The organism is Methylobacterium gnaphalii, assembly GCF_007992215.1.
Lineage (GTDB): Bacteria > Pseudomonadota > Alphaproteobacteria > Rhizobiales > Beijerinckiaceae > Methylobacterium > Methylobacterium gnaphalii.
Map to the genome: position 1 here is coordinate 1 of NZ_BJZV01000062.1, position 9,851 is coordinate 9,851.

13 protein-coding genes are annotated in these 9,851 nt (G+C 67.6%); 10 read left to right on the top strand and 3 right to left on the bottom strand.

Going from position 1 to position 9,851, the window contains the following annotated elements; translation table 11 throughout:
* The coding region (locus MGN01_RS22565; RefSeq protein ID WP_170246126.1) for a CHASE3 domain-containing protein at nt 1-696 on the bottom strand (696 nt) is incomplete at its 3' end.
* 334 nt (nt 697-1,030) lie between these two features.
* Here MGN01_RS22565 and MGN01_RS22570 point away from each other — a divergent pair.
* The 5 genes from MGN01_RS22570 to MGN01_RS22590 all read left to right on the top strand — a co-directional run bounded on the left by MGN01_RS22570 (nt 1,031) and on the right by MGN01_RS22590 (nt 4,320).
* Nucleotides 1,031-1,753 (top strand): SDR family NAD(P)-dependent oxidoreductase, encoded by a 723-nt coding sequence (locus tag MGN01_RS22570; protein ID WP_147049053.1) that lies wholly within the window; start codon nt 1,031-1,033, stop codon nt 1,751-1,753.
* Nucleotides 1,754-1,842: 89 nt separating this feature from the next.
* Nucleotides 1,843-2,988 (top strand): hypothetical protein, encoded by a 1,146-nt coding sequence (locus tag MGN01_RS22575; protein ID WP_147049044.1) that lies wholly within the window; start codon nt 1,843-1,845, stop codon nt 2,986-2,988.
* On the top strand, nt 2,985-3,440 hold the full coding sequence (locus MGN01_RS22580) for an NUDIX hydrolase (protein ID WP_147049045.1): 456 nt from the start codon (nt 2,985-2,987) through the stop codon (nt 3,438-3,440). The genes MGN01_RS22575 and MGN01_RS22580 overlap by 4 nt, the downstream gene beginning before the upstream one ends.
* Nucleotides 3,440-3,886, top strand: coding sequence for a TIGR02301 family protein (locus MGN01_RS22585; protein WP_147049054.1), 447 nt, complete (start codon nt 3,440-3,442; stop codon nt 3,884-3,886). Before MGN01_RS22580 ends, MGN01_RS22585 begins: the two co-directional genes overlap by 1 nt.
* Before the next feature lie 167 nt (nt 3,887-4,053).
* On the top strand, nt 4,054-4,320 hold the full coding sequence (locus MGN01_RS22590) for a hypothetical protein (protein ID WP_238258194.1): 267 nt from the start codon (nt 4,054-4,056) through the stop codon (nt 4,318-4,320).
* 288 nt (nt 4,321-4,608) lie between these two features.
* Here the strand turns inward: MGN01_RS22590 and MGN01_RS22595 are convergent, their stop codons facing one another.
* Nucleotides 4,609-5,181, bottom strand: a complete 573-nt coding sequence (locus MGN01_RS22595; RefSeq protein ID WP_147049046.1) for a hypothetical protein — start codon at nt 5,179-5,181, stop codon at nt 4,609-4,611.
* A 127-nt stretch (nt 5,182-5,308) separates the two neighbouring features.
* Nucleotides 5,309-6,652 carry a dihydroorotase gene (locus tag MGN01_RS22600; RefSeq protein ID WP_147049047.1) on the bottom strand — a complete coding sequence of 448 codons (1,344 nt, stop codon included), beginning with the start codon at nt 6,650-6,652 and terminating at the stop codon, nt 5,309-5,311.
* Between the two features lie 89 nt (nt 6,653-6,741).
* On the opposite strand from MGN01_RS22600, the gene ygfZ reads away from it, so the two are divergent.
* The 5 genes from ygfZ (at nt 6,742) to MGN01_RS22625 (ending at nt 9,732) form a co-directional block, all read left to right on the top strand.
* Nucleotides 6,742-7,599 carry a CAF17-like 4Fe-4S cluster assembly/insertion protein YgfZ gene (gene ygfZ / locus MGN01_RS22605; RefSeq protein WP_147049048.1) on the top strand — a complete coding sequence of 286 codons (858 nt, stop codon included), beginning with the start codon at nt 6,742-6,744 and terminating at the stop codon, nt 7,597-7,599.
* Between the two features lie 4 nt (nt 7,600-7,603).
* Entirely contained in the window at nt 7,604-8,221 is a 618-nt protein-coding gene (locus MGN01_RS22610; RefSeq protein ID WP_147049049.1) for a DNA-3-methyladenine glycosylase I, read from the top strand.
* Nucleotides 8,222-8,256: 35 nt separating this feature from the next.
* Entirely contained in the window at nt 8,257-8,847 is a 591-nt protein-coding gene (locus MGN01_RS22615; protein ID WP_238258196.1) for a YfbR-like 5'-deoxynucleotidase, read from the top strand.
* A 6-nt stretch (nt 8,848-8,853) separates the two neighbouring features.
* The gene (locus MGN01_RS22620) at nt 8,854-9,378 is read left to right on the top strand and encodes a tyrosine phosphatase family protein (RefSeq protein ID WP_147049051.1); all 525 of its coding nucleotides are present in this window, start codon (nt 8,854-8,856) and stop codon (nt 9,376-9,378) included.
* 69 nt (nt 9,379-9,447) lie between these two features.
* Complete coding sequence (locus MGN01_RS22625; protein WP_147049052.1) at nt 9,448-9,732, top strand: exodeoxyribonuclease VII small subunit; 285 nt, start codon at nt 9,448-9,450, stop codon at nt 9,730-9,732.
* The last annotated feature ends 119 nt before the right edge of the window (nt 9,733-9,851 follow it).

Here is a 9,851-nt window from a genome sequence, read left to right on the forward strand (position 1 = left end):
GGTCAGGTCGCCGTCGCCGATCCGTCCGACGAAGGTCATGACCTCGAGAAGCGGCCGGACGATCAGGCGGTTGACGGCGACCGCGATCCCCGCGCAAATCAGCAGCGTGAGCAGCGTGCCGCCCCAGAGCGTGACACTCGCGTTGCTCTCGGCCCGTAGCAGACGCTCGTTCTGCGCCGCTCGCAGATTTTCCTCGACAGCCTCAATGGCTGTGAGCCTCGCGCGGAAGGTGTCGAAGAACTCCTTGCCCGAGCCGTCGGACTCGATCCGCGTAGCCTCGGGCCGCGTCGCAGGGTCAGCCGCGCTGTGCAGAGCCGTCTCGCCGATCTTCGTCTGCCAGGCGCGTGCGGCGGTGACGGCGTCCGCCAGCAAACGTGCCGGTTCCGCATCCTGGCCAATCAAGCCTCTGAGGCGAGTGATGGTCTCCTCCAACGCCGCCCGCCCCGCGCGGTAGGGCTCGAGGCTGCTCTCGCGCCCGGTGATGAGGTATCCGCGCAGGCCTGTCTCCTGGTTGAGCATGGCCGCGCGAAAGTCGTTGAGGCCGCGGATGATGCGCGTCGAGCGGGCGCGGTCCTCGGTTACCTCGTGCAGTTGATTGATCGTCACCAGCACTGCGCCGGCGCTGAGGACCGACACCAGCGCGATCGCGCCGATGGCGCTCCCGAGCGAGCGGTTGAGGCCGAATGTTCCCGCCATGTCTGGCCTTCTCTCCCCTGGCTCTCACGGGCCGTCCTGAGCGACGTAATCCCAAGGCGCCGTCCGCAAAAAGTTCAGGATCGGCCGCAGCGGCCCGACCTGACCTAAACGGCAATGCACGCCGCCTCAATGATCGCGCCGACGGCGCCCCCACCTGTCTTCGGCGAAAGAGTGTTTGGGCCGACACGGTTGTCGCTGCAGCGCGGGAGAGTGCTGGATTTCCGGCCTCGCGCAGCCTAGACCTGTCGATGTCGGCGGCCGACGCGCCCTTTAGGGTCGCGCGCCGGGACGGTAAGGAGCGGCTTTGGCCCAGTCCAACGATCGTCGGCGCATCATGCTGCTCACCGGTGCGAGCCGTGGGATCGGCCACGCCACCGTAAAGCGCTTCTCCGCGGCGGGCTGGCGGGTGATCACCTGCTCGCGCCATGCCTTTCCCGAGAATTGTCCGTGGGAGATGGGTCCTGAGGACCATCTCCAGGTGGATCTCGCCGATGCCGAGGACACCGTGCGCGGCGTGCGCGAGGTTGCCGGGCGACTCGAGGCCGAGGGCGGGATGCTGCACGCGCTCGTCAACAACGCTGGTATCTCGCCAAAAGGGCCGAACGGCGAGCGGCTCGGCGCGCTCGGAACCGATTATGCCGACTGGGCGCGGGTGTTTCAGGTCAATTTCTTCGCGCCGATCCTGCTGGCGCAGGGTCTGCGCCAGGAACTGACCCGTGCCAAGGGCTCGATCGTCAACGTCACCTCGATCGCCGGCTCGCGCGTCCATCCTTTCGCCGGGGCCGCCTACGGCACCTCGAAAGCAGCGCTTGCCGGCCTAACCCGCGAGATGGCCGAGGATTTCGGACCGCTCGGCGTGCGCGTCAACGCGATCTCGCCCGGCGAGATCGATACCTCAATCCTGTCACCCGGCACCGACGAGATCGTGAAGAAGATCCCGCAGCGCCGTCTCGGCACGCCGGACGAGGTCGCCAAGGCGATCTATTTTCTCTGCACCGAGGCCTCGTCCTACGTGAACGGGGCGGAGCTTCACATTAACGGTGGGCAGCACGTTTGAGGGCGGGTTCGATCGGCTCCTTGGCCGTCATTGCGAGTGCAGCGAAGCCATCCAGAGCCATGCCTGTGCCGTCGGAGCAACGGCCCTGGATGGCTTGGCGTTCGAGCGGCCTCGCGGCTTTTCTCCTTCTCGCCCTGTCCGGCTCTGTATCTGCCGAAGAGCCCATGGCGGGCACGGGCATCGTCGAGCTCCCCTTCAAGGTGAAGGCGATGCGTGGGCCTGGCAGCGAGGTGGCGCTGGCCGTCTCGACCTCGGGCCTGCTGCCGATCGCGCGACCGAAGCCGGCCAGCGCAGATCCAAAGGCTCCCCCCGCGCCTGCTCCGGACGAGACCGAGGTCGCGCCGGTAGCCGTGGTCTGGGGTGACGACGGCGGCGCCGTGCTCAGCCTCGACGGCGAGACCGTGAAAACCACGCTGATCGGAGCCGAGGCAATCGAGGGTCTCATCGCTTCGGAGACGCCGCGCGGCGCCGTGCCGGGCTCGCGCCGAGCTTTGTCCGGGCCGCTCAGCGCCTATCTCTCGGGAGCCATCGGCGGCGGCGGACAGGCCGCCGGCCTGACCCTGCGCGAGCGCCAGCCGCTGGGAACCACAAGCGAGCCGAAGGCGGTGCCGGTGGCGAGCGTGACACTTGCGCCAGGCGCCGATCAGGCCTTTGCCGCCCGTCGGCCGCGCATCGCGATGCTCGACGGCAAGCCGGCGGTGCTCGCTGTAACCGCAGGGCCAGGAGCCGCCTCTGCGCTGGTCCTCGCCGAAAAGAGTGCTGGTGAGACGTGGACCCTCGCTGCGCGTATGCCGCTGCAGGCAGGTGCGACACCGCTCGCTCTCGCCGGCGTCGGCGACTTTTCCGGCAAGGGCCGGCCCCAGTTCGCCACGGTTCGTGAGCCTGATGCGGCGGGCGTGCTCCAGCTCTGGTCTTATGCGGGAGGCGCCTTCAGCCTCGTCGCCGAGGCCCCAGGTTATGCCGGCCCAACCGCCGACATCGAGCTTGCCGCCGTCGTGCCGGGCGAGCCCGGCAAGGCCGCCGGCCTCGCGCTTCCGGCCTCCGACCGGACGACTCTCGCGATCGTATCGCTGGACGGCGGCATTGCAGAGCGGACGCGCATCCTGTTGCCTGGCCCGGCCGCGCTCGGCGTCGCCGTGCTCGGTCGCGGCGAACGGGTCCGCGTGCTCGTCGGTCTCGCCGACGGCCGGTTGGCCGTGGCTAGGGCGAGCGCCGGGACGAGTGTTCGGCCATGACCACAGGCGATGATCGGCTGTTTCCGGTCCGTCCGATGATCGGGGTGTCCATCGCCGTGATCCGGGATGGGCGCGTTCTGCTCGCCGCGCGTGCCAATCCGCCCATGCGCGGTGTCTGGACCTTGCCGGGCGGCTTGGTGGAAGCCGGAGAGCGGCTGGCTGAGGCAGCCCTGCGTGAGTTGCAGGAGGAGGTCGGTGTCGTTGCCGAGGTGGTTGGGCCGAGCCTGACGCCGACGGAGATCATCCTGAGGGACGAGGATGGCCGCAGCCGCCATCACTATGTCGTTCTCCCTCATGCCGCGACCTGGCGCTCCGGGGAGCCGGAGCCCGGGCCGGAGGCGCTCGGCGTGCGTTGGGCGCAGCTCGACGAGGTCGCCGAGCTGGAGACGACGCCGGGTCTCGTCGCCACGTTGGCCGAGGCCTTCGCCCGTATCGACGGAGCCTCCCGATGATGCGACGGCTCGGCCCGATCCTGCTCTCCGGCCTGCTCGCCGTGGCGCCAGCCGTCCCGGCTGCCGCGCAACAGCGCGGCGCGCCCGCACGACAGCAGCCGAAATCCGCCGAGAAGGAGCCACCGCCGCCGGCCGAGCCGCCGCCTGCGCCGTATGATCGCGACCTGCAGCGGCTCTCCGAGATCATCGGGGCGCTTGCCTTCCTCCGTGGGCTCTGCGGCGCGAGGGACGCCGGTGAGTGGCCCGAGCGGATGAAATCGATTCTGGAATCCGAGGGTGTCACGCCCAATCGCCGTGATCGACTCGCTGGAGCCTATAATCGCGGCTACCGCGGCTACGCCCTCACCTATCGGATTTGCACCCCAGCGGCGACGGAGGCGAGCGCTCGCTACCTCGCCGAGGGCGAACGCCTCTCCCATGGGATCGCCGGTCGTTATGGAGGCTAGATGCCCGCCGCGCCCATGTGTTGCGCAGTCGACACATGGTTGCTTCGTTGCCGAAATGCACGTGATTGTGCCGTCCGCGTTAACCTCTTCGCAATTCCCTGCTGGCCCGCGCCGCGCGATCCGCCTATTCTTGCGATGCTTCGCCGGACAAGGGATCGGCCCGAATTATGCGCGAGACCATGCTTCAGGACACCGCAGTCGCCCCGTACGATGCTGACAGCGATGACAAGCGCGTCGCGCTCGGCCTCGTGACCGAAGCTTTCGCCGAGGGCTGTCTCGACGGGCTCGATGGGGATTGCATGGCCCAGGCCGCGCTGTTCGCTGCCTTCCAGGAGCTCGTCGCGACGTATGGCGAGGAGGCGGCAGCGTCCTATGCCGAGGGCCTGCCGGAGCGCATTCGCTCCGGCGGTTTCACGACGGCGCTCCAACACTAGTCTTCGAGGTCGGATACGGCACAGCCTGCTGGCGCCTAGTCGTCGATACTGGTGCTGGGACTGTTGTGCCGCCTTCGGCCGAGGCTTCAGCCATTCGTTGAGAGGCGCAATGGCTCGTCTGCCCGCTTGCGCGGCCAGATGTAGTCTCTTCGAGACCGCCGGAATGTTTTCATGGCGACGGTCAAACCTCTCTCGAAGGACTCGCGCACTGCGCGAATATGGCTGAAATAGCCGACCTCTTTTGATCCTGATAGGCGCGCTTGCCGGCGGCGAGCGGCTTTCCGTTACTCACACGAACGTTTCGTTCTTGTTGGTCACGCGACGCCAGTTCGTTCCCTCGAACACGTAGATCTCCCGGTATGTCTTGGTTGATTTTCCAGGGTGGCGGCCCGTGCCCGCGTAGTGGAACGTGATCCAGATCATCGTCTTGGACTGAGCTTCAGCGTCGGAGCGCAGCTTTGCTGCAAAGATGTTCTCTGCATATTTGATGAGATCTCGAATCTCTGCGCGAGCAGGCGCTTCGACCTGCGCATGCAGCAAAGAGTATACAACGTTATTGCCTGATATCTTCGTCTCAAGAAAATCCGTCGATGAGACGCTGATCAAATGAGGCTGGCGGGCGAGTTCGTTCTGGCTGAACAGCCACAACAGCGTGACAAGGCTCAGCGCGGCGAGAACGAAGGCGCCACTATAGATCGTTTTATCGTTCGAATGCATGCGCGCCCCCTGCGCATTATCTTGCGCATAAAGCAACGCTTGTCGGTTAATGCAAACGTTAAAATCCAAAAAATGATGCGATGAGGCGCACAATTTTGGGTTGAGGGATCGGAGGCGCAATTTGAATCTATGGCGGAGCGCCATTCGACGTGGCTCAGGCCTCCACTGGTATCGCGGGTGGTTCGGAAGCTGCCGATGGGGTCGGACGGTCTCTCGAGCCTCATCCGCCCCGCCGGCCTACGCCTGACCTGGGCGCAGGAGGCTGTGTCGCCTACGCCGACCGCGGCAGCGCCTCTTCGAAGACGACCGCCTCGCCGCGCGAGGGCGCCGTCAACTCGCCCTGCCACATCACGGCGTTGCCGCGCACCAGAGTGCCTACCGGCCAACCGGTGACGGTGACGCCATCATAGGGCGTCCAACCGCATTTCGAGGCGATCCACTCGTTGCGGATGGTCTCGCGTCGCTTCAGGTCGACGACGGTCACATCCGCATCGTAGCCGAGAGCCAGCCGCCCCTTCCGCGCGATGCCGAAGAGCCGCTTCGGCCCGGCGCTGGTCAGGTCGACGAAGCGCGCCAGCGAGAGCCGCCCGGCCGCGACGTGATCGAGCATGATCGGCACCAGCGTCTGCACGCCGGTCATGCCGGAGGGCGAATCCGGATAGGCCTTGGCCTTTTCCTCGAGCGTATGCGGAGCATGGTCCGAGCCGAGCACGTCGGCGATGCCCTGCTCGACGCCCCACCAGATCCCGTCGCGATGGGCGCCGTCGCGCACCGGTGGGTTCATCTGCACCAGCGTGCCGAGCCGCGGATAGGCCTCAGTGCCGTCGAGAGTGAGGTGGTGCGGCGTGACCTCGACGCTGACGTGATCCTTCGCCTCGGCGAGGATCGGCATCTCGTCTGCGGTGGAAATGTGCAGGATGTGGATGCGCGCGCCGGTCTCGCGCGCAATGGCGATCAGCCGCCGAGTCGCCTTCACAGCAACTTCGGGCGAGCGCCAGACCGGATGCGAGGACGGATCGCCCGGCACGCGCAGGCCCTTCTGTTCGCGCAGCATCGGCTCGTCTTCCGCGTGGAAGGCCGCCCGGCGCCGGGTACGCTTGAGGATCTCGCGCACGCCCGCATCGTCCTCGACGAGAAGCGAGCCGGTCGAAGAGCCGATGAAGACCTTGATCCCGGCTGCGCCCGGCAGCCGCTCCAGCTCGCCGGCCTGCTCGGCATTCTCGTGCGTGCCGCCGACCCAGAACGCGAAATCGCAATGCATCCGGTGATGCGCGCGGGCGACCTTGTCGGCGAGTGCCGCGGCGCTCGTCGTCAGTGGGTTGGTGTTCGGCATCTCGAACACCGCCGTCACGCCTCCCATCACGGCAGCGCGCGAGCCCGATTCGAGGTCTTCCTTGTGGTCGAGCCCCGGCTCGCGGAAATGGACCTGGCTGTCGATCACGCCGGGCAGCAGGTGCAGGCCGGTGCAATCCCGGCGCTCCACCGCGTCGGCCTTCGCGAGATCGCCGATGGCAGCGATGCGCCCGCCCCTGATGCCGAGGTCGGCTAAGGTCGCGCCGTCCTGGTTGACCACGGTGCCGCCGGTGAGGACGAGATCGAACGGTGTCTCAGCCACGGGCCGCTCCACATTGAGGCTCACTGGCGGGCGGCTTATGTCAGCGGTGGGCCGCGTGCAATCGTGCCGCACCCGTTCGAGGAGGCCCTATGCCGATCGCCCTGCTGCCGGACCGCGCCATCATCACGGTGACTGGTGAGCCCGCGACCGAATTCCTGCAGGGCATCCTCACCTGCAACATCGAGACCCTGCCCGCGGGCGAGGCGCGCCTCGGCGCCCTGCTGACGCCACAGGGCAAGATCCAGTTCGACTTTCTCGTCTCGCGTGCCGGCGCCGACGGCTTCCGGATCGATGTGGCGGCCGAGCGCGCGCCCGATCTCGTCAAGCGGCTGACTCTCTACAGGCTGCGGGCCAAGGTCACGATTGCGGCCGATCCAACCCTCGGTGTCGCGGCGGCATGGGATGGCGCGGAGCCGAGTGCCGAGGTCATTCGGGTTCGGGACGGCCGGCTGCCCGGACTCGGCGAGCGGCTGTACTTCACCGAGGGCGCCTTCTCAGCGGATGCCAGCGAGCGGGACTACCACGCCCACCGCATCGCGCTCGGAATTCCGGAGGGCGGGCGCGACTTCGCCTTCGCCGATGCCTTTCCGCACGAGGCGCTGATGGACCAACTCGGCGGCGTCGACTTCAGGAAGGGCTGCTATGTCGGCCAGGAGGTGGTCTCGCGCATGCAGCACCGTGGTACCGCGCGCACGCGCATCCTGCCTCTCGTCTTCGAGGAGGGGCAGACGCCCGAGCCCGGAAGCGACGTGACGGCGGGCGGTAAGATCCTCGGCCAGACCGGCAGCATCGCCGGCAATCGCGGTCTCGCCACGATCCGCCTCGACCGCCTCGGCGACGCCCTGGCCGCAGGCGAGCCGGTGCGTGTCGGCGGCGGCATCGCCGGCATCGAGAAACCGGCCTTCGCCACCTTCGCCTTCCCGGCGGACACCGTGGCAGCCGGCTGACGCGATGTCCGGTGAGACGGGCCTGATCACCACCCATCCCGACGGCTGTCCGCGCTGCTGGTGGGCGGGGCTCGACCCGGTCTACGTGGCCTATCACGACACGGAATGGGGCGTGCCCGAGTACGATGGCCGCGCACTCTACGAAAAACTGATCCTCGATGGCTTCCAGGCCGGTCTCTCCTGGATCACCATCCTGCGCCGCCGCGACGGTTTTCGCCGCGCCTTCGACGGTTTCGTGCCCGAGCGGATCGCCCGCTACACAGAGGCCGACATCGAGCGGCTGATGGGGGATGCCGGCATCATCCGCAATCGCGCGAAGATCGTCGGCGCCATTGCCGGCGCCCGCGCCTGGCTCGCCATCGAGGAGGCCGGTCCCGGCTTCTCCCGTTTCCTCTGGGACTTCGTCGATGGTCGCCCGATCCAGTCCGGCGCGCAGGTCCGGGCCGACATCGCCACCGAGACGGAGGTCTCGAAACAAATCTCCAGGGCCCTGAAGGCGAAGGGCTTCACCTTCTGCGGGCCGACCATCGTTCACGCCTTTATGCAGGCGACGGGCATGGTCAACGATCACCTCGCCGGCTGCCACCGTCACGCCGCCTGTGCGGCCCTCGCGCAGGGATGACGGCTCCGCAAAAATTGCCGCGCGCCTGGCAACGTATGTTGTCGGGCCGGCGCCTCGATCTGCTGGATCCCTCGCCGCTCGATGTCGAGATCGCCGACATCGCGCACGGCCTCGCCCGCGTCGCGCGCTGGAACGGTCAGACATCTGGGGAGCACGTCTTCTCCGTGGCGCAGCACTCGCTGCTTGTCGAGGCGATCGGCGGCGCTCTGCCGGGAGGCGACGGGCCGGCTGTGCGCCTCGAATTGCTCCTGCACGATGCCCCCGAATATGTGATCGGCGACATCATCTCCCCGCTCAAGGCCGCGATCGGCGATGCCTACAAGTCCGTGGAGCGGCGGCTGCTCGGCGCCATCCGTCGGCGCTTCGATCTCTCTGCGCCCACCCCGTTGCAGGCCCGGCTCATCAAGCGTGCCGACCGCATCGCCGCCCATCTCGAGGCGACCCGTCTCGCCGGCTTTTCCGAGGAGGAGGCCGGACGTTACTTCGGCCGCCCCGCCGCGCTGCCGGAGGGCGTGATCGCGGAGATCGAGAGGCTGCTGGTCAGCCGGCCGACGGCAGAGGTCCAGCAGAGGTTCCTGACCCGGTTCGAGGCACTGGCCTCGGCCCATTCCGCCGAACGGGTGTGAGGCCCGATGCCTACTCTTCACGCCTGCCCGCTGTCGCGGCTGCACGAGACCGTCGCCGCAACGGGCGCGAGCCATCTCGTCACGCTCGCGACCATCGGTACGGTCATGGAACGCCCGGCCTCCATCGATCCCGCGCGCCATCTTACCCTCGGCGTCAGCGACATTTCTGCGCCGATGGTCGACCATGTGCTGCCGGCTGAGGCGCATGTGCGGGCGCTGCTCGACTTCCTGCGCGAATGGGACCGTGAGCACCCGCTCGTCATCCACTGTTATGCCGGGATCAGCCGCTCGACGGCAGCCCTCTACACCGCCGTCTGCGCCCTGCGCCCGGACCGCGATGAGGGCGAGGTCGCCGGGGCGCTGCGCCGCCTCTCGCCTCCGGCGACGCCGAACCGCCTGATCGTCGAGATCGCCGATGGATTGCTGGGCCGGGATGGACGCATGATCGCGGCCATCGCCGGCATCGGCCGGGGGGCCGAGGCCTACGAGGGCACGCCGTTCACCCTGCCCCTGGCATCAACGTCCTGGTGAGCCCGGCAATCCGCCGGGCTTGAATGGTTCCAGTTGCACCGGCATAACCCGCCCGATGGGATGCAAGGGATGACCGTAGCTCGACCCGCCGCACCGGCCTCCGCGCCAGGGGCGCCCGAAGCCGTGGCCGATGACCTGCCCTTCGAGGCGGCACTCGCGCAGCTCGAGGACATCGTGCGACAGCTCGAGAAGGGTGACGTGCCCCTCGACAGATCCGTGGAAATCTACGAGCGCGGCGAGGCCCTGAAGCGGCATTGCGAGTCGCTGCTGAAGAGCGCAGAGGCGCGCATCCAGCGGATCACGCTCGGCGCGGATGGACAGGCGGTGGCGGTCGCGCCGCTCGACGTCGAGTAGCGTAAGCGATGGCAAGCTTCGGGCTGTCGCAGCATAACATTCAAACCGTGCAAGGTTTTGCACGTGATCTTTCACTCCGGCCGTGAGGATGGTTCGGTGGCATTGGTAGACAAGACGAT

What these genes read in the sequence shown, in the direction of transcription:
- MGN01_RS22570 (WP_147049053.1), top strand. Translation starts at nt 1,031, where the DNA reads ATGCTGCTCACCGGTGCGAGCCGTGGGATCGGCCACGCCACCGTAAAG.
- MGN01_RS22575 (WP_147049044.1), top strand. Translation starts at nt 1,843, where the DNA reads ATGGCTTGGCGTTCGAGCGGCCTCGCGGCTTTTCTCCTTCTCGCCCTG.
- MGN01_RS22580 (WP_147049045.1), top strand. Translation starts at nt 2,985, where the DNA reads ATGACCACAGGCGATGATCGGCTGTTTCCGGTCCGTCCGATGATCGGG.
- MGN01_RS22585 (WP_147049054.1), top strand. Translation starts at nt 3,440, where the DNA reads ATGCGACGGCTCGGCCCGATCCTGCTCTCCGGCCTGCTCGCCGTGGCG.
- MGN01_RS22590 (WP_238258194.1), top strand. Translation starts at nt 4,054, where the DNA reads ATGCGCGAGACCATGCTTCAGGACACCGCAGTCGCCCCGTACGATGCT.
- MGN01_RS22595 (WP_147049046.1), bottom strand. Translation starts at nt 5,181, where the DNA reads ATGGCGCTCCGCCATAGATTCAAATTGCGCCTCCGATCCCTCAACCCA.
- ygfZ (WP_147049048.1), top strand. Translation starts at nt 6,742, where the DNA reads ATGCCGATCGCCCTGCTGCCGGACCGCGCCATCATCACGGTGACTGGT.
- MGN01_RS22610 (WP_147049049.1), top strand. Translation starts at nt 7,604, where the DNA reads ATGTCCGGTGAGACGGGCCTGATCACCACCCATCCCGACGGCTGTCCG.
- MGN01_RS22615 (WP_238258196.1), top strand. Translation starts at nt 8,257, where the DNA reads ATGTTGTCGGGCCGGCGCCTCGATCTGCTGGATCCCTCGCCGCTCGAT.
- MGN01_RS22620 (WP_147049051.1), top strand. Translation starts at nt 8,854, where the DNA reads ATGCCTACTCTTCACGCCTGCCCGCTGTCGCGGCTGCACGAGACCGTC.
- MGN01_RS22625 (WP_147049052.1), top strand. Translation starts at nt 9,448, where the DNA reads ATGACCGTAGCTCGACCCGCCGCACCGGCCTCCGCGCCAGGGGCGCCC.